This is a genomic window from Shinella yambaruensis (genome assembly GCF_050859155.1).
In the GTDB taxonomy this organism is placed as follows: domain Bacteria; phylum Pseudomonadota; class Alphaproteobacteria; order Rhizobiales; family Rhizobiaceae; genus Shinella; species Shinella yambaruensis.
In genome coordinates this window covers 2673894-2692911 of sequence record NZ_CP150638.1, presented here as the reverse complement: position 1 = coordinate 2692911, position 19018 = coordinate 2673894, and the positions used below count along the sequence as shown (strand labels likewise).

General features: G+C 67.8%; 14 protein-coding genes and 1 pseudogene. 13 read left to right on the top strand and 2 right to left on the bottom strand.

Going from position 1 to position 19018, the window contains the following annotated elements; translation table 11 throughout:
- The first annotated feature begins 51 nt into the window (after positions 1-51).
- Both WMC41_RS13215 and WMC41_RS13210 read left to right on the top strand, forming a co-directional pair.
- Positions 52-750, top strand: coding sequence for a DUF899 domain-containing protein (locus WMC41_RS13215; RefSeq protein ID WP_432343810.1), 699 nt, complete (start codon positions 52-54; stop codon positions 748-750).
- Between the two features lie 45 nt (positions 751-795).
- Positions 796-2010: an MFS transporter gene (locus tag WMC41_RS13210; RefSeq protein ID WP_244766893.1), complete on the top strand. Its 1215-nt coding sequence runs from the start codon at positions 796-798 to the stop codon at positions 2008-2010.
- 182 nt (positions 2011-2192) lie between these two features.
- Here the strand turns inward: WMC41_RS13210 and WMC41_RS13205 are convergent.
- Both WMC41_RS13205 and WMC41_RS13200 read right to left on the bottom strand, forming a co-directional pair.
- Positions 2193-2384, bottom strand: a pseudogene (locus WMC41_RS13205) (hypothetical protein); the annotation flags it as partial.
- A 41-nt stretch (positions 2385-2425) separates the two neighbouring features.
- On the bottom strand, positions 2426-2623 hold the full coding sequence (locus WMC41_RS13200) for a hypothetical protein (protein ID WP_244766892.1): 198 nt from the start codon (positions 2621-2623) through the stop codon (positions 2426-2428).
- A 576-nt stretch (positions 2624-3199) separates the two neighbouring features.
- On the opposite strand from WMC41_RS13200, the gene WMC41_RS13195 reads away from it, so the two are divergent.
- The 11 genes from WMC41_RS13195 to WMC41_RS13145 all read left to right on the top strand — a co-directional run bounded on the left by WMC41_RS13195 (position 3200) and on the right by WMC41_RS13145 (position 19002).
- Positions 3200-4219 (top strand): amino acid ABC transporter substrate-binding protein, encoded by a 1020-nt coding sequence (locus tag WMC41_RS13195; RefSeq protein WP_432343808.1) that lies wholly within the window; start codon positions 3200-3202, stop codon positions 4217-4219.
- A gap of 79 nt (positions 4220-4298) precedes the next feature.
- Complete coding sequence (locus WMC41_RS13190; protein ID WP_432343805.1) at positions 4299-5447, top strand: amino acid ABC transporter permease; 1149 nt, start codon at positions 4299-4301, stop codon at positions 5445-5447.
- 1 nt (position 5448) lies between these two features.
- On the top strand, positions 5449-6543 hold the full coding sequence (locus WMC41_RS13185; RefSeq protein ID WP_432343802.1) for an amino acid ABC transporter permease: 1095 nt from the start codon (positions 5449-5451) through the stop codon (positions 6541-6543).
- Positions 6536-7978 (top strand): amidohydrolase family protein, encoded by a 1443-nt coding sequence (locus WMC41_RS13180; protein WP_432343800.1) that lies wholly within the window; start codon positions 6536-6538, stop codon positions 7976-7978. The genes WMC41_RS13185 and WMC41_RS13180 overlap by 8 nt, the downstream gene beginning before the upstream one ends.
- A gap of 130 nt (positions 7979-8108) precedes the next feature.
- Positions 8109-9695, top strand: coding sequence for a sensor histidine kinase (locus WMC41_RS13175; protein ID WP_432343798.1), 1587 nt, complete (start codon positions 8109-8111; stop codon positions 9693-9695).
- Positions 9692-10288, top strand: coding sequence for a response regulator transcription factor (locus tag WMC41_RS13170; protein WP_432343795.1), 597 nt, complete (start codon positions 9692-9694; stop codon positions 10286-10288). The genes WMC41_RS13175 and WMC41_RS13170 overlap by 4 nt, the downstream gene beginning before the upstream one ends.
- A 107-nt stretch (positions 10289-10395) precedes the next feature.
- Positions 10396-10881: a GlcG/HbpS family heme-binding protein gene (locus WMC41_RS13165; RefSeq protein WP_272805933.1), complete on the top strand. Its 486-nt coding sequence runs from the start codon at positions 10396-10398 to the stop codon at positions 10879-10881.
- A 161-nt stretch (positions 10882-11042) separates the two neighbouring features.
- Positions 11043-12011 carry a cellulose biosynthesis protein BcsN gene (gene bcsN / locus WMC41_RS13160; RefSeq protein WP_432343792.1) on the top strand — a complete coding sequence of 323 codons (969 nt, stop codon included), beginning with the start codon at positions 11043-11045 and terminating at the stop codon, positions 12009-12011.
- A gap of 81 nt (positions 12012-12092) precedes the next feature.
- The gene (bcsA, locus tag WMC41_RS13155) at positions 12093-14264 is read left to right on the top strand and encodes a UDP-forming cellulose synthase catalytic subunit (RefSeq protein ID WP_244766883.1); all 2172 of its coding nucleotides are present in this window, start codon (positions 12093-12095) and stop codon (positions 14262-14264) included.
- A complete protein-coding gene (locus tag WMC41_RS13150) occupies positions 14264-16612 on the top strand; it encodes a cellulose biosynthesis cyclic di-GMP-binding regulatory protein BcsB (RefSeq protein ID WP_432348334.1) in 2349 nt (782 codons plus the stop codon). The genes bcsA and WMC41_RS13150 overlap by 1 nt, the downstream gene beginning before the upstream one ends.
- A 215-nt stretch (positions 16613-16827) precedes the next feature.
- Positions 16828-19002, top strand: coding sequence for a cellulose synthase (locus WMC41_RS13145; protein ID WP_432343789.1), 2175 nt, complete (start codon positions 16828-16830; stop codon positions 19000-19002).
- Positions 19003-19018: the final 16 nt, after the last annotated feature.

Below are 19018 nucleotides of genomic sequence, written 5' to 3'. Positions count from 1 at the left end.
GCGGCTGGCGCTTAGTCTCGGTGCATCGGTAGAGAAGAAAGGCGTTTCACGATGCGCAATCAAGTCGTTTCCCATGAGGACTGGCTGAAAGCCCGCCTGGAGCTGCTGGCCGCGGAAAAGGCCTTCACCCGCCAGCGCGAGGCGCTGACCCGCCGCCGCATGGCGATGCCCTGGGAACGGGTGGAGAAGGCCTACCGTTTCGAGGGGCCGGATGGCGGCCTGACGCTGGAGGATCTTTTCGCCGGGCGCTCCCAGCTCCTCGTCTATCACTTCATGCTCGGGCCCGACTGGCAGGAAGGCTGCAAGTCCTGTTCCTTCTGGGCCGACAACTTCAACGGCATCCCGGTCCATCTTGCCCGGCGCGACGTGACCTTCACGGCGGTCTCGCGCGCGCCGCTGGAAAAGATCGAATCCTACCGGCGGCGCATGGGCTGGAGCTTTCCGTGGGTGTCCTCGGGCGGCAGCGACTTCAACTTCGACTACCAGGCCTCCGCGACACCGGAGGAACTGGCGGCGGGGCGCGCCTACTACAATTTCGCGATTTGTTCGAACACGGTGTCGGAAATGGTCGGCGTCAGCGTCTTTTACAGGAGCGGGCCGGGCGAGGTGTACCACACCTATTCCTGCTACGCGCGCGGCGTCGAGATGGTGAACGGTGCCTATCACTTCCTCGACCTCGTGCCGAAGGGCCGCGACGAGGACGGCCTTCGCTATCCTATGGAATGGGTAAGGCGGCACGATCAGTATTGATTTGGGCGCGGCCCCGGCCAGCCGGCGGCCGCAGAGGAGATGACAATGATCCATACGCATTATCGCTGGGTGATCGTCGCCGCGGGCGGCCTCCTCGGCTGCATCGCCATCGGCGCGATGTTCTCGCTGCCGGTCTTCCTGTTGCCGATCGCCAGGGATACCGGCTGGTCGGTGACCGGCATTTCCACCGCCATGACCGTCGGCTTTCTCGCCATGGCCTTCGCCAGCATGGTCTGGGGCGGCCTTTCGGACCGTTGGGGGCCGCGGCCGGTCGTGCTGTCGGGCTCGGTGCTCCTGGCGGCGAGCCTGCTTGCGGCGAGCCTTGCGCCGTCGCTCCTTGCCTTCCAGTTCGTCTTCGGCCTGGTGGCGGGGGTGGCGGTCGCCGCGGTCTTCGCGCCGATGATGGCCTGTGTGACGGGATGGTTCGACACGCACAGGAGCCTTGCCGTCTCGCTCGTCTCGGCCGGCATGGGCATGGCGCCGATGACCATGTCGCCCTTCGCCGCCTGGCTCGTCACCTTCAACGACTGGCGCAGCGCGATGCAGATCATCGCGCTCCTCGTCGCCGTCGTGATGATCCCGGCATCCCTGCTGGTGCGGCGCGCACCGGCGCTGGAGGCGGGCGGCGAGGGCCTTGCCGCGTCCGACGAGCCACAGGCCGGCATGACGACGCGCGATATCCTGAAGACGCCGCAGTTCATCATCCTGTGCCTGACGAACTTCTTCTGCTGCGCCACCCATTCCGGGCCGATCTTCCACACGGTGAGCTATGCCATCACCTGCGGCATTCCGATGATCGCCGCCGTCTCGATCTACAGCATCGAGGGGCTCGCGGGCATGGGCGGCCGGGTCGTCTTCGGTCTTCTCGGCGACCGGTTCGGCGCCAAGCACATCTTGGTGCTCGGCCTTTTCGCGCAGGCCTTCGGCGCGCTCGCCTATGTCTTCACCGGCGGGCTTGCCTCCTTCTACGTCGTGGCGGGCCTGTTCGGCTTCATCTATGCCGGCGTCATGCCGCTCTATGCGGTGATCGCGCGGGAAAACTTCCCGCTGCGCATGATGGGCACCGTCATCGGCGGCACGGCCATGGCCAGCAGCCTCGGCATGGCGCTGGGGCCGGTTGCCGGCGGGCTGATCTACGACACCTTCGCCAGCTATACCTGGCTCTATGTCGGCTCGTGGGGCATCGGTCTCGGCGCCTTCCTGATCGCCATGACGTTCAAGCCGGTGCCGAAGGCGCGCGAGGCGCTGGCGGCGGCCTGAATGGTCGACACCTTGGGCTCCCCGGGATGGGGAGCCCCGTCGCCAAAGTGGCGGGTTTTGCGGACAGCTTCGCCCTATGCCGCTCCGGAAGGGTCGCCGATCGGCATCAGGGCGGGGTTCGTCGCCTGCTTGCGCTCGATCCTTTCTTCCTCGGTCTTAGCGGCATCGTCCGGCGGGTCGTCGCGGGTCTTGCCGGCATCGCGCAGTTTCTCCCGGGACGGGTCGGCATTGTTTTCCCCATGGGCGTCCCGGTCGCGATCCGGATCGTCCTTGGCGGGAAGGTAGCCACGCGGGCGCGTCGCCTCGGGGCCTTCCCAGCGGGGGGATTGCTCGGTGGTGCCGGGGGCACCGCTCTGTGGCTTTCCAATGGTCATGGTCGGCTCCTTTATTACTCCGGGGCTTGTTCCGGCGCGTCTCAGAAATTCAGGAACTGCGCCGGGTTCTCGCGGGCGCGCATGAGCAGGTCCAACTCCCGCTTCGAGGGACCGAACTTGTCGTAGAGGCGCTTGGCCTCCTGCGCCGGCAGGTCATAGGCCGCGCGAAAGGTTTCTATCGTGTAGCGCTCCCCCGACAGCCTGCGGTGGTCGGGAAACAGCTTGGATTGGTCCGGCATGGGCGATCACGCTCAATCGTCTTCGACCCTGCTCCAACCGGAAAGGGGAGCGATTGTTCCGGTGGAAAGAGGAAAAAATCGGGTGCATCCGGGAGCGTAGCGGAAGGGGCTTTCGCGACAGCGTAAGCCCCGCCTGCGGGGAGTGGAGATGCGTGTTGCGGAAAGCTGCCGCGCCGACGCGAAACAGCGACGAGGCCGGAACATTCGCGCTCCGGCCTCGTCGTCCGGGAGAAATCCAAGCGGGAGATCCGACCACGGATGTCCGACGAAGATTGTATAATTAAATATCCGAAAAACTGTATCGCATGATAGCTTTGTCGGTACGCCCGGACCCTTCTGCGGCGTGAGATGCGCCTTGAAAGCGTGCGAAACGACAAGTTAATGTCCAACATACATAGCTTCATACCCAAAGTACATGGCCGATTTCACGGGATTGTCGACATTCCATATCGGGAACTGTTGATGATGTGTTTTTTGCATTGTACACAATAATTGCGATCCGGAAGATCGCGATGGGGCGGTGCCGCTGGAGGGCGGCGCCGGCCGCATCCAACAAGACCCAATGGGAGGGGAAGCATGAAGCAGGCACTTCTTTCGATCTGCGCGGCCGCGCTCGGGCTTGCCATGGCCGGCCAGGCTTCGGCAGCGAGCACGCTCGAAACCGTCAAGGCGCGGGGCAAGCTGGTCTGCGGCGTCTCGCTGGCGACGCCGGGTTTCGCGGCACCCGATGACAAGGGCCGCATGCAGGGTTTCGACGCCGATATCTGCCGCTCGATCGCCGCCGCGGTCTTCGGCGACGGCGACAAGGTCGAGTTCGTCCCGACCAACATCAACACGCGCTTCCAGGCGCTGCAGTCCGGCGAGATCGACGTCCTGTCGCGCCAGACGACCCACACCTTCTCGCGCGATGCCTCGCTCGGCCTCGATTTCGGCCCGACGGTCTTCTATGACGGCCAGGGCCTGATGGTGGCGAAGTCGCTTGGCGTCGCCAGCGCCAAGGAGCTGACGGAAGCGGCGATCTGCACCCTGCCGGGCACCACGACGGCGCAGAACATTTCCGACTTCTTCCGCGCGATCAACGGCAAGTTCGAACTCGTCGTCTTCGAAAGCCCGGACGAGAACCGTGCGGCCTTCTATTCCGGCCGCTGCGAGGCGATCACCTCCGACCGGTCCGACCTTGCCTCGATCCGCGCCGTCGCCAACAACCCGGACGACTATGTGGTCCTGCCGGAAACCATCTCCAAGGAGCCGCTGGCGCCGGCCTTCCGCCAGAACGATTCCAACTGGGGCGACATCGTCTCCTGGTCGGTCTGGCTGCTGATGGCCGCGGAGGAGAAGGGCATCACCCAGGCGAATGTCGACGAGATGCTGAAGAGCGAGGACCCGGACGTGCAGCGCATGCTCGGCGCCACGGAAGAGCTCGGCAAGATGCTCGGCCTCGACAACAACTGGGGCTACAGCATCATCAAGAGCGTCGGCAACTATGGCGAAGTGTTCGAGCGCAATCTCGGCGAGGGCACCAGGCTCGGCCTGACGCGCGGCCCCAATGCGCTGTGGAACGCCGGCGGCCTGATCTATTCGCCGCCGATCCGCTGATCGCTTTCAAGCGCTCACCCGGGCGCGCGCATGGCGGTGCGTGCGCCCGTCCCCTTTTTGTTCTTAGCGGTGGGGATTCATGGCTTTCCTGCATGACATGCGCTTTCGCGCCTATTTCTACCAGGTCGTCGCGATCGGCGCCGTGATCCTCGTCGGCTGGACGATGTTCTCGACGGCGAGCGGCAACCTCGCCAAGCAGAACATCGCGACCGGCTTCGACTTCCTGACCCGGCCCGCCGGCTTCGTCATCACCGAGGCCGCCATCGCCTTCGAGGCGACCGACACGGTCGGCCGGGCCATCCTCGTCGGCATCGCCAACACGGTGAAGGTGTCGCTGCTCGCCGCCATCTTCGGCACGCTTCTCGGCCTTGCGGTGGGCATTGCGCGCATGTCGCGCAATCCGCTGCTGGCGCGTCTTGCGCTCGTCTATGTCGAGCTTCTGCGCAATGTGCCGCTGCTCCTCTATCTCTTCCTCTGGTATTCGCTGATCATCCTCATCCTGCCGCCGGTCAGGCAGGCGCTGAACCTCCTGCCGGGCGTCTATCTCTCCAACAGCGGCCTTGTCGTGCCGGCGGCCCTGGTCGAAAGCGGCGGCGGCGCGCTGCTCGCCTGTCTTCTCGGCGGCGCGGCGGCGGCGTTCGCCATCCGCCGGGTTTCCATGCGCAAGCGTGTCGCGACGGGCCGGTCGAACCACGGCGGGCTCATCGCCACGGCCGCCTTCGTGCTGCCGGCCCTGCTGCTCTGGCTTGCGGGCGGCGTCGGCATAAGCTGGGATTTCCCGACGGCCGGAAAGTTCCGCCTGACGGGCGGTCTGCATGTGCGGCCGGAATTCGTGGCGCTGCTCTTCGGCCTTGCGCTCAGCGTCTCGGCCAATGTCGCGGAGATCGTGCGCGCCGGCATCCAGGCCGTCAGCAAGGGGCAGTGGGAGGCGGCCGCCGCGCTCGGCCTTGCCCGCGGCAAGACCATGCGGCTCGTCGTGCTGCCGCAGGCGCTGCGCATCATCATCCCGCCGCTCACCAACACCTATCTCACCGTTTTCAAGAACAGCTCGCTCGCCATCGCCATCGGCTATCCGGACCTCGTCATGGTCTCCAACACGGTGATGAACCAGACCGGCCAGGCGATCGAGACGATCGCGATCTTCATGGGCGTCTACCTTGCCCTGTCGATCGCCATCTCGCTGCTGATGAACTGGTACAATGCGCATGTCGCGCTGAAGGAGCGCTGAGATGGCCGACGTCCAGACCCTTGCTTTGGCGCCGCCGCAGCCGGCACCGGCGGCCCCGCGCCTCGGCAGGCTTTCCGCCTATTTCGGCACGCCCGGCAACACGCTCGTCAGCGTGCTGTCCATCGCCGCCATCGTCTTCATCGCCAAGCTCGCCTTCGGCTGGCTGGTGGTCGATGCGGTGTTCTCCGGCAATGGCGAGACCTGCAAGGCGGCAAGCGGCGCCTGCTGGCCGTTCGTCGCGCAGAAGCTGCGCTACATGCTGTTCGGCTTCTATCCCTATGACGAACAGTGGCGGCCGATGCTGGCGCTGCTGCTGCTCTTCGCCGCCTTCCTCGTTTCCATGATGCCGCGCTTCTGGAGCCGGGGCCTGCTTCTCGCCTGGATCCTCGCCATCCTGCCGGTGCTCTACATCCTGATGGCCGGCGGCGTCTTCGGCCTGACGCCCGTCGCGACGACGAGCTGGGGCGGCCTGCCGCTCTCCTTCATGCTCTCCTTCGTCGGGCTGACGCTCGCCCTGCCGCTCGGCATCGTGCTGGCGCTGGCGCGCGCCTCCAACCTGCCGGCGATCCGGGTCCTCGCCGTCGGCTTCATCGAGATCGTGCGCGGCGTGCCGCTGATCAGCATCCTCTTCATGGCGACGGTCATGCTGCCGCTGTTCATGCCGGAGGGCGTCACCATCGACAAACTGCTGCGCGCGCAGGTGGCGATCATCCTCTTCGCCTCCGCCTATATCGCCGAGATCGTGCGCGGCGGCCTGCAGGACGTGCCCGCCGGACAATACGAGGCGGGATCCTCGCTCGGGCTGCACTACTGGCAGGTCATGCGCAAGATCGTGCTGCCGCAGGCGCTCAAGAAGGTCATCCCGCCGATGGTCGGCCTCTTCATCGGCTTCTTCCAGGATACGACGCTCGTCACCATCGTCGGCCTCGTCGATTTCCTCGATACGGTGCGCTCGGCCATCCGCGATCCGCAATGGCAGGGCATCGCCGTGCTCGAAGGCTATCTCGTCGCCGCCGCCGTCTACTTCACCTTCAGTGCCCTGATGGGCGCCTATAGCCGCTTCCTCGAAAAGCATTTCCGGACGACCCATGCCTGATACGATCACCGTCATCCGCAACGCCCATACCGTCATCGCCTATGATGCGGCCCGCGGCGGCCATGCCTATCTCCACGATGCCGACGTCGCCTTCGATGCGGCCGGCTTCGTCCATGTCGGCGGGCGCTACGAGGGGCCGTTCACCGCGGAAATCTCCGGCCGCGACCGCATGGTCATGCCGGGCCTCGTCAACGTGCACTGCCATTCCGGCGAGGAGCCGGTCTCCAAGAGCCTGTTCGAGGATGCCGGCACGGCGGCCCTCTGGGGCCAGGCGATGTACGAATATTCGACGCTGATCGAGATTGGCGACGATGCGGTCGAGGCCGCGCTCACCGTCATGCTCGGCGATCTCCTGCGCAGCGGCGTCACCACCTTCGTCGACATTGCCGGCCCGCATGCCTGCTGGCTGCCGACGCTCGCAAGGAGCGGCGCGCGCGCCTATGTCGCCCCCGGCTTCCGCGAGGCGGCCTGGCATGTCGAAGGCAGCCACCGGCTCGATTTCCGCTGGGACGCCGCGCGCGGCCGCGACGCTTTCGCCCGGGCGCTGGAGACGGTCGATGCCGCCCGCGCGCATCCCTCGGGCCGGCTCGGCGGAATCGTCGCCCCGGCGCAGGTCGAGACCTGCTCGCCGGACCTGTTGCAGGCGGCGGCGGAGGCGGCGCGCAGCCGCGGCGTGCCGATCACCGTGCATGCCGCGCAGACCATGGCCGAGCACGAGGAGCTCATGCGCCGCCACGGCCTCACCGCCGTCGCCTATCTCGAAAGCCTCGGCCTTCTCGGGCCGGACTTCATCCTCGGGCACTGCATCTTCATCGACAGCCATGCTTGGACGCGCCAGCGCACGGCGGCCGACCTCGACCGGCTCGCCGCCAGCGGGACGAGCGTCGCCCATTGCCCGGTCACCTTCTCGCGCAGCGGCATGGTGCTGCAATCGCTCGGCCGCTACCGGCAGGCGGGCGTCAACGTGGCGATCGGCACGGACAGCTATCCGTTCAACATGCTGGAGGAGATGCGCATGGCGATGATCTGCGCCCGCATCGCCGGCGGTTCGGTCTTCGACGTCGATACCGCCGCGGTCTTCGAGGCCGCCACGCTGTCGGGTGCCAGGGCCTTGGGACGCAGCGACATCGGCCGCATCGCCCGCGGCGCGAAGGCGGATTTTTCGCTGGTCGACCTCAGGCACCCCGGCATGCAGCCGCTCTACGATCCGCTGCGCAACCTCCTGCACTGCGCCGCCGAACGCGCCGTCGACGCCGTCTATGTCGACGGCGCCTGCGTCATGCGGGAGGATCGCCCGACGCTGGTCGATTACGACGGTGCGCTGGCCGAGCTGCAGGCGGTGCAGGATTTCGCGGTGCGCCGCCTTCCGGCGAACGATCCGCGCGGCCGGCCCGCCACGACGCTCGCACCGCTGTCGCTGCCGGTCCTGTCCTGACGCGATCCCGGCAAATCTCTGTCTGGAGCGCAGGCCGGCTCCGGGCCGATATCCGTGGTGCTGCGGATCGCCAAGGCGCGGGCGAGGCCCTATGATGGTCCTCCCGATCCCTGACGCGGCTTCATCCCGGATGCGTGCACGCCCGACCTTTCTCCGTTCCTCGGCCGCCCTTGCCGGCGGATGGCTGCTGCTTGTCGCCGCCTTCGGCCTCTATTCGGCCGAAAGCCACCGGCAGGCGCTGGAGCTGGACGTCTCCGAGAGCGGCCGTGCGCTGCAAAGGGCGGTCTCGCAGCGCGTCGCCCAGCACGATGCCCACCTGACGAGCCTCAGTGCCCTCGGGCTTGCGCAGGCGCAGCCGTCGGAGGATTTCGATCTCGTCGCAAAATCCATCCTGCGCTTCTATCCGCGCATCGTCGCGATCGACCTCATCCGCCTGATGCCGGGCGAGGGGGCGAGCGTCGTGAGTTCGGCGACATCCGCCGATGGCGCGACGGCGAGCCCCGAAGAGGTCTCGAAGGCCGTGGCGGCGCTGGCGGCCGGCAAGGCTGCCTATGGCGCGGATGCGCGGCCCGGCCACTATCGCCTGATGAAGCGCATGAACGACACGATGGCCGTCAGCCTCGATATCGACGGGGCAAAGCTCGTCGAGGACAAGGAACTGCCGCGCTGGGCCCTGCTCCGGCTGGCGACGGGGGAGGGCACGCTGCTGGAGATGGGGGCGGCGCAGCCTGCGGGGTCGGGCTTCCTCGCCCGCACCATCCGCTTCGAGGCGCCGATCGCCAGCGCCACGCAGCCACTGCGCCTTTCGCTGCAACGCCATGTCACGCTGGCGGCGCTTCTTCCACCGCTGCCGCTTGCCCTCTTCGCCGCAATCTCGCTCGCCGGGCTTGTGCTCGTGCGCTCGCTGCTGCGCCACCGGCAGGAGGCGGTGCTGGCGCGGGAGGCGGCGGAGGCGGCCGCGCGGCGAGAGGCGCTGCGCCAGCACGAGACGAAGCTTGCCCATGCGCTGCGCATCAACAGCATGGGCGAAATGGCCTCGGGCATCGCCCATGAACTGACCCAGCCTCTGACGGCGCTGCTCAGCCAGAGCCAGGCGGGCCGGCGCATCGCGGCGGCGGCCGGCCTCAAGGATACGCCGATCGACGGCGTGCTTGCCGCCAATGTGCTGCAGGCCAAACGCGCGGCCGATATCCTGGTGCGCCTGCGCGCCTATGTCGGCAAGAGCGCGCCGGAGGCCGGCGTGCACGACCTTTCGCGCCACGTCGCCGATATCGTCGCGCTGTCGCGCATCGACCTCGACCGGCGCGGCATCGCGCTCGACGTCGACCTGCCGGAGGCCCCGGCGCTGGCGCGGGTCGATCCGGTGGAGATCGAGCAGGTCATCCACAACCTCATCCGCAATGCCGCCGACGCGGTGGGCGAGGCGGGGCGGACGGACGGGCGGGTGCGTGTGGCGCTCACGTCCGATGCGGCCGGCCATGCGATCCACGTTCGCGACAACGGCACCGGCATTGCGCCGGATATCCTGCCGCGGCTGTTCGAGCCGTTCTTCTCCGGCAAGCCGGACGGCATGGGGCTCGGGCTCAGCCTGTGCGAAAGCATCGTCGAGCGTTTCGACGGCAGCATTTCGGCGGAAAACGTGGCGGCGGGCGGCGCGGTCTTCACCGTGCGGCTGCCGGCGGACGGCATCGAGGAACGGGAAGAGGCAGCGGAATGACGATGGCGCCGGTCTATCTGGTCGATGACGACGAGGGGGTGCGCAGCGCGCTGTTGCTGCTGCTCGGTACCTACGGCATCCGCATCGAGACCTTCGGCGATCCCACCGCGTTCCTCGCCCGCGCGCCGAAACTCAAGCCCGGCGTGCTGCTGCTCGACCTGCGCATGCCGGCGATCACGGGCCTGCAACTGCACGAGAAGCTCGCCGCCATCGGCTGCGACTGGCCGACGATCATCTGCACCGGCCATGGCGACGTGCATGCCTGCCGCCGCGCCTTCAAGGCCGGCGTCGTCGATTTCCTCACCAAGCCCATCGACGAGCAGGTGCTGGTCGAGGCGCTGCAGCAGGCCTCGGGCGCGCTGGACGTGCATGCGGAGCGGGCCGAGGCGGCGAAACTGGTGGCGCAGCTCACCGACCGCGAGCGCGAGGTGCTGGACATGGTGGGGCGCGGCTGGTCGACGAAGGAGATCGCCGAAGCCCTGCAGCTCTCGCCCCGCACGGTCGATACGCACCGGGCCAACATCGCCCAGAAGCTCGGCACGACCTCGGTCGCGGAATTCGCGCGCCTTTCGCTGATCGGGCAGGCTCCGTAGTCCTACCGACCCCGCTCCGTCCGTCCACCGATACCGCGAAAGCCGGAAATCTCCGAAAAGAGGGCCGTCGCCGCCAACGAGACCGAGCGGCCCAGATGGAGATAGACATGAAGACCTTCGTTGCCGCCGCCTTCGCCGCCCTCACGCTTGCCGGCGCCGCCCAGGCTGAAATCCTCACCGAGCGCAACATGCCGCTCGACATCGCCGTCGAGGCGGCCGACGCTGCCGTGAAGGCCTGCGCTGCCAAGAAGTTCAACGTATCGGTCGCCGTTGTCGACCGCGCCGGCGTCACCCGCGCCGTCCTGCGCGCCGACCGCGCCGGCCCGCACACGCTCGACAGCGCCGTCCGCAAGGCCTACACCGCCGCGTCCATGCGCACGCCGACCCAGACGATCGCCGAAAATGTCGGGAAGAACCCGGCCGCTGCCCAGCTCGTTTCGATCGAGGGCCTGCTGGTGCTTGCCGGCGGCGTGCCGGTCAAGGCCGGTGAAGAGACGATCGGCGGCATCGGCGTCGGCGGCGCGCCGAGCGGCGATATCGACGACGAATGCGCCCGCGCCGGCATCGAGGCCGTCAGCGCCAAGCTGAAGTAAGACGCCGTCGAGGTGACGGAAGAGCCCCGGCATCGTGCGGATGCCGGGGCTTCTTGCCGTTCGGGCGGCCAAAGATGCCGCTTGCCCGAAGCTGATGCCGGCAGCGCCATGGCTGGATATGGGGGATTCCTATTCGCGCCCGGGCGAAATATGAGTGCTGCATGGATGATTCGGCGGCGATTCGTTTTTCCGGTCGTGGCGGCAGGGTGTTTCAGAGGAGCCTCCTGCTTGCGGCCTGCACGGCAGCAGCGCTGGCTGCCGGCTGCGCGGCGCGACCGGGCGCCGGTGTCGCGACGCTTTCCACCACCGTTTCCGCGTCGAGCGCGCTGGTGCTGCCTAGTCCGGGCACGTTGTCCATCGTCAGCGTGATCCAGCGGCAATATACCAATGCGGTCGAGCAGCAGATCGCGCTGTCCACCTCGGCGGCGACGCCCGGCCAGAACTTCATCAGCATCCAGGCCTTCGGCCCGGTGGAGACGACGGCGATGCCCGGCGGCACGCTGGCCTTCAAGCCGGTGCAGCATTCGGCGATCCGAAGCGAGATCCGCGCCGCGCTGCCCGGCCGCGCGCTGGCGATCTCGCCGAATTTCGTGCGCAACAGCTACGGGCCGTTCGGCTACGCCTACGGGCGCGGCGCGGGCGACGACGGCTGCCTCTATGGCTGGCAGCAGATCCGCGCGGACGAGGCGGACCGCGACAAGCTCAACAGCTACGGCTCCATCCAGATCCGCCTGCGCGTCTGCCAGTCCGGTGCGGGCGAGAAGGAACTGGTCGAGATGATGTACGGTTACACCATCGTCGGCGGCTTTTCCGGCGCGACCTGGAACCCCTACGGCACGCCGGCTGCGGTCGACAGCGGGATTGGCGGCGGCGAGCCGCTGCGGGTCGCGATCGAGGAGCGCAAGGCGCCGATCACGACCGTCGTGGAGACCGGTACGCGCGTGCCGGCTGCCCGCCGCCAGACGGACAGGAAACCTGTCGAACGGCGCACCGAGGCGCTCGACAGGGGCGATGCCGTCATCGTGCCGTCGCCGACCGGCGGCACCGTCTCTGGAACGGAAGGGGAGGCCGTCGTGGTGCCGTCACCCGTTTGCATTACATCGTCCTCCGGGCCGACAACCTGCAATTGAAGTCCGGCGCCTAATTTTTCCTTAACATAATGGGGCGTAAGGTCCCGGGTTGGAACGCGCTATGACGGCGAAGGACGGCGTATGAGACATATCGGCACGATCATCCTGTGGGCACTGGTCTCCGCCCTGGTGATCCTCGTGATCACGCTGCCCATCAACCTGCAGACCCAGCTCATCGCCAGCATCGCGGTGGTCACCTTCATGGCGGTGATCAAGGTGCTGCGCGCCGAGGGCATCTGGCGGCTGATCGCGCTCGCCTTCGGCACCGCCGTCGTGCTGCGCTACGTCTACTGGCGCACCACCAGCACGCTGCCGCCGCTGAACCAGCTGGAGAACTTCATACCCGGCTTCCTGCTCTATCTCGCCGAGATGTACAGTGTGATGATGCTGGCGCTCAGCCTCTTCGTCGTCGCCATGCCGCTGCCGCCGCGCAAGAGCCGCGTCGCCGAGGAGGGCCGGCTGCCGACGGTCGACGTCTTCGTGCCGAGCTACAACGAGGACACCGGCCTCCTCGCCAACACGCTCGCCGCCGCCAAGGCGATGGACTATCCGGCGGACAAGCTCACGGTCTGGCTGCTCGACGACGGCGGCACGGAGCAGAAGCGCAATGCGGCGGCGGTGATCGAGGCGCAGGTGGCCGAAGCCCGCCACCGCGAGCTCCAGGCGCTCTGCCGCGACCTCGGCGTCAACTACCTGACCCGCGCCCGCAACGAGCATGCCAAGGCCGGCAACATGAACAACGGCATGCAGCACTCGACCGGCGAGCTGATCGCCGTCTTCGACGCGGACCATGCGCCGGCCCGCGATTTCCTGCGCGAGACGGTGGGCTACTTCGCCGACGACCAGAAGCTCTTCCTCGTTCAGACGCCGCATTTCTTCCTCAACCCGGATCCGCTGGAGCGGAACCTGCGCACCTTCGAGACGATGCCGAGCGAGAACGAGATGTTCTACGGCATCATCCAGCGCGGCCTCGACAAGTGGAACGCCGCCTTCTTCTGCGGCTCGGCCGCCGTGCTGCGGCGCACCGCGCTCAACGAGGCGGGCGGCTTTTCCGGCCTCTCGATCACCGAGGACTGCGAGACGGCGCTGGCGCTGCATTCGCGCGGCTGGAACAGCGTCTATGTCGACAAGCCGCTGATCGCCGGCCTGCAGCCTGCCACCTTCGCCAGCTTCATCGGCCAGCGCAGCCGCTGGGCGCAGGGCATGATGCAGATCCTGCGCTTCCGCTTCCCGCTGTTCAAGCGCGGCCTCTCGCTGCCGCAGCGGCTTTGCTACATGTCGTCGATGCTGTTCTGGCTGTTTCCCTTCCCGCGCACGATCTTCCTCTTCGCGCCGCTGTTCTACCTGTTCTTCGACCTGGAAATCTTCACGGCCTCCGGCGGCGAGTTCCTCGGCTACACGCTCGCCTACATGCTCGTGAACCTGATGATGCAGAACTATCTCTACGGTTCGTTCCGCTGGCCCTGGATCTCCGAGCTCTACGAATATGTGCAGAGCGTGCATCTCCTGCCCGCCGTCGTTTCGGTCATGCTGAACCCGACCAAGCCGACCTTCAAGGTGACCGCGAAGGACGAGTCGATCCGCGAATCGCGGCTTTCGGAGATCAGCCGGCCGTTCTTCGTCATCTTCGCCGTGCTGTTCGTCGCCTTCCTGATGAGCATCTACCGCTTCTATTCCGAGCCCTACAAGGCCGACGTCACCTTCGTCGTCGGCGGCTGGAACCTGCTCAACCTCATCATCGCGGGCTGCGCGCTCGGCGTCGTCTCGGAGCGCAGCGAAAGGGCGGCGAGCCGGCGCGTGACGGTCAAGCGCCGCTGCACCTTCATCGTAGACGGGCGGGAATATCCCTCGACCCTGGAGAATGTCTCGGCCAACGGCGCGCGCGTGCAGGTCTTCGGGCTGGAGCCGGACCTGGCGAAGGACGCGCGCTGCGCGTTGCGCTTCACGCCCTACGGCGCCGGGCAGGAGGAAGTCCTGCCGGTCGATGTACGCAATGTCGAAAACCTCGGCAGCGTGATCGCGGTCGGCTGCCGCTTCATGCCGGAAGTGGCGCGGCACCATTCGCTCGTTGCCGACCTGATCTTCGCGAATTCCAACCAGTGGAGTGATTTCCAGGTCTCGCGCCGCTACAATCCGGGCCTGTTCCGCGGCTCGCTGTGGTTCCTCGGCATCGCCGTCTACCAGACCAGCCGCGGGCTGCTCTATCTCGCGCGCAGCCTTGGCGGCGGACGCAAGAAGGAGGCTGCCTCGTGATGCTCCTGCCCGTCAGGGCCGCGCTTTGCGGCCTCGTCTTCTCGCTGTCCGCGTCCGTCGCCTTCGCGCAGGATACGTCCGTGCCCTTCGACATGTCCGGCGAACGCGATCCGGCCGCCGAGAAGACGCCGGCGGTGGAGGAGACCACCCCCGCGGTGCGGGAAACCAGGCAGCCAGAGAAGAAGGCGGCGACCCCCGACCTTTCCACGCGGCGCTACATCGTTCCCGCGAAATCGCTGCTTCTGGAAGGAGAGGTCGCAAGCCAGTCCTTCCCGCTCTTCCTCACCCCGCAGCAGGCGGGCAGCGCGACCACGATCAATCTCGGCTATTCCAACGCCGTCGTCGTGGCGCCGGAATCCTCCCGGCTCACCGTCGTCGTCAACGACGTGGTGGTGGGCGAGGTGCCGGTCCAGTCCGCGGAAGGCATCAAGGACGTGCGCTTCGATCTGCCGGCGGGCCTCCTGCGCCCCGGCGTCAACCGGGTGACCTTCAATGCCGCGCACCGCCACCGCACCGACTGCACGATCCGCTCGACCTATGACCTGTGGACGTCGCTCGACCCGGCCCGCACCTACCTGACGGTGCCGCGCGACACGAGCGGCCGCCTCCTGACGACCGACGATATCGCGGCCATCGGCCTCGGGCCGACGGGGCAGACGAAGTTCGTCATGGTCGTGCCGGAAATGGGCCAGCCCGTCGCCACCAATGCGCTGATGCGGCTGAGCCAGGGGCTCGCGCTAATGGCGAAGATGCCGAACCAGACCTTCGACCTTACGGATACGCTGCCGCCGACGGCGGGGGCCGGGGAACTGACGGTGCTGGTCGGCACGGCCGGCAATCTGGCGGCGCTGCTGCCGGGCCTGCCCGCGACGGCGCGCTCCTCGGCCGTCGCCACCTTCGTCGATGCGCCGGACGGCGACCGCAAGGTCTTCGTCGTCAGCGGGCCGGACTGGCCGTCGATCGAAGGCGCGGTGGAAGGCATGGTCTCGCCCATCGACCGGCCGCTCAGCGTGACACGCGAAGCCCTCAGCGTGCGCCAGCGCAACGGCGCGGACATGCCGCTCATCCTGGGAGAGACGTCGCCGACCTTCGCCTCGCTCGGCGTGCGCACCGGCGAATTCAGCGGCCGGCGCTATCGGACCGGCTTCGACATCGGCATTCCCTCGGATTTCTATGCGGATGCCTATGGCGAGGCGACGCTGCTGCTCGATGCGGCCTATTCGCCGGAGGTGCTGCCGGGCAGCCATATCGACATCTATGTGAACGGCAACATCGCGACGACGGTGCCGATCACCAGCCGCAACGGCGGCGTCTTCCGCCATCTGCCGATCCGCGTGACCATGCGGCATTTCCGGCCCGGGCCGAACCGCATCGACATCGAGACCGCGCTCCTGACCGAGGCGGACAAGATCTGCGCGCCGGGCTCCAGCGCAAGCGAGGAGCCGCGCTTCGCGCTGTTCGATTCCTCCGAGTTCCGCATGCCGCGTTTTGCCCGCGTCGCGCAGCTCCCCAGCCTTGCCGCCCTGTCGGGCACGGGCTTCCCCTACAATCGCCAGGTCGATCCGGTGGCGCTCTATCTCGACCGCCTCGACGCGGACACCCTGTCGACCAGCGCGACTTTCCTCGGCAAGATGGCGGTCTCGAGCGGACGCGCGCTGCAGGTCCGCCCGGAATCCTCGGCGCTCGCCATCGGCGAACGCAATGCCATCCTGGTGGGCACGATCTCGCAGCTTCCCCCGCTCGTGCTCGGCCAGACGCATATCGCCGCCGAGAGCGCGTCGGCCTGGGGCGGGCCGGCCGATGGCGGCGCGCAGCACGGCGCGACCCAGGACGCCATAGACGAGTGGCAGTCGCGCGTGCGCGGCGGCTCCTGGCGCGGGCAGATTTCCGCGCTGGAAGCCTGGCTGCAGGAGACCTTCGACATCCCGCTCTCCTCGCTTCGCCTGCTGCCCGGCGAAGAGCCGCTCGTGGCACCGGGCGATACGGCGCGCTTCCTCGTCGCGCAGGGCGACAGCCCCGACGAAGGCGCGACCTGGACCGTGCTCTCCGCGCCGACCGGGGCCGACCTCAAGGCCGGCATGGTGGCGGTCGCGCAGGACGAACGCTGGCAGCAGCTCGACGGCTATGTCAGCCTGGACAGCAAGGACGCGGACGCGCTCGACACGCGCCCGGTCAGCCGAACCCGCTTCGTTGCGACGCAGCCCTGGACCTTCTCCAACATGCGGCTCATTGCGGCGAACTGGCTGTCCTCCAACATCCTCGCCTATGCGGTGGTGTTCTGCATCCTGTCGATCCTGCTCGGCATCGCCACGTCCGGCCTCCTGCGCCGCTTCGGCAGGGAAGTCTGATCGCGCCTGTTTACCGACGGTTAACCCTATCGGGGTTTTATCACGACTGGTTGGCTCTTCCCGGGGAAAGGACGACATGTTCCATCGTTCATGGCGCATGATGTCGCTGTAAACCGGGCCGGGGTCGATTGGAAGTTGAGTGTTGCAGCGTCCGTTGTGCGTCATGACCGACGCGTGGTGCTGTGGTGGCAGTGATGGACCGAAGGAAATTCGGGATGAAGTCGATCCTCGTGGCGTTCGTCCTCGTCTCCGCCGGCGCAGCCAGCGTCGCAGGCGTATCCTTCGGCGTGCCCGATGGCCTGATGAAGGGCCTGCCGCGTCTTGGCGCGGGAACCGACGACGTCACCACCAGCAGCACGGACGACGCGCCTCCCTCCCTGACGAAGCGGTCGCGCGTCGTGGAAATCGCGCAGGCGCAGCAGACCGGGCAGGCGGCCGGCACCGGCACGGAGCCGACGCCCGTCGTGGAAGCCGCCGAGACCAGGCCGGTGGTCGATGAAAGCGCGCTGCGCTACTTCGCCGCCCGTGGCGATACCGCCCGGCTGAATGCGGAGATCGCCCGGCTGCGCACGCTCTACCCCACCTGGACGCCGCCGGAGAACCCGCTCGCCGTGCCGGTCAACGAAGACCGGCAGCTCGAGGAGATGTGGGCGCTCTACGCCCAGTCGCGCTATGCGGACGTGCGCGCGGCGATCGCCAGGCGCCAGCAGGACGACCCGCAATGGACGCCGCCCGCCGACCTCGTCGACCGCCTCGACGTGGCGGAGAAGCGCGCCGAGCTGGTGGCCGCCTCCAATGCGGGGCGCAGCGAGGATGTCGTGCGCCTCGGCGCGGAGACGCCGAGCCTGCTTACCTGCTCGGATGCGGATGTGCTCTGGCGCGTCGCCGAGGCCTTCGTGAAGACCGAGCGCGTGCAGCGCGCCAAGGATGCCTACGGCTACATGCTCGACAATTGCTCGGACGGGCCGATCCGCGTCGCCACCGTGCAGAAGGCCTCGACCCTGCTCGGCTATGCCGACATGCAGGATCTCATCGCCCGCGAGCGCACCGGCGCCGATGGCGTCAAGGAATTCGACACGATCCGCAACGATCTCGCCCGCCGCTTCGTGGGCGAGGGCGACGAGGATGCGACAATCACGGTCGCGCCGGCCTATCTGAAGCTCGTCGAGAAGCTGGTGACGGACGAGGGGCTCGCCTCCGATGCGCTGCTGCTCGGCTGGTATCACCTGCGGCGCGACCAGAACGCGCTGGCCGAACCCTTCTTCCGCAAGGCGCGTGCCGTCGAGGATTCCGCCTCGGCCTCGCAGGGGCTCGCCCTCATCCTCCTCGCGCGCAAGATGCCGGGCGAGGCGGAGGAGGTGATGTATGCCTGGCGCACGACCTCCGAACAGGCGATGCAGACCTATCTCGCCGCCACCGCCAACCTCCTGGCGCTCGATCCGCCGCCGAAGCTCGATGCCAAGGTGCTCGGCCGCATCGCGCAGGTGACGCTGGAGGAGAAGCATCCGCAGACCGGCGAACAGTTCGGCTGGTATGCGCTGGCCATGGACCAGCCGGGAACGGCCGAGGAATGGTTTTCGCAGGTGCTGGCGTGGAAGGCGGACTACGAGCCCGCCGCCTACGGGCTCGGCGTCGCGCGGCTGAGGCTGGAGGACCGCGCGGGCGTTGCCGCCGTCAAGCGGGCCTGGGCGGGCCGGTCCGAGCGCATCGCGCTGCTCGGCGAGCGGGACACCAGCGACGACGCCGCGCCGGCGCTGCGCGAACGGCAGGCACGGATCGTCCGGACCGATCGCCGCGTGCCGGCGCGCACGGTGGTCGAGGAGGTTGCCCTGAAGCCGCAGCGCGGCGCCCGCACGGCGCGCCGGACGGACGGCACCGTCGATTGCCGCAGCACGCGTGATCCCGGCGGCCTGTCGGCGGCGAGCGCGCTCTCGCTCGGCTGGTGCCTGATGGAGATCAACCGGCCGCTGGAGGCCGCGCAGGCCTTCGAGGCGGCGCTTGCCGGCGAGGGCCGCACCCGCAGCGATGCCGCCTATGGTCAGAGCCTTGCCTATCTGCGCGCGGGGCTGACGAGCGATGCCGCGGTCTCCGCTACCAAGGCGCGGCTTGAGCAGGGGCGCGTCGCCGAACTGCAGACGGCGATCCTCGGCGACCGCGCCGTCAGCAGTTTTCGCGCGCAACGCTATCGTGAAACCCTGATGTTCCTCGACCGGCGCCGCCAGTTCCATGCCGAACCGGCGGACCTGATGGTGCTGCGCGCCTATGCCTACAAGAATCTCGGCCGGCGCACGGATGCCATGCGGCTGTTCGAAGCGCTGGGCGAGACCGGCCGGCAGGACGCCATCCGCGCGCTTGCCGAAATGCGCCGCGAGCGGGATGGCCGCAAGTAACGCGATTTGGCCGCAA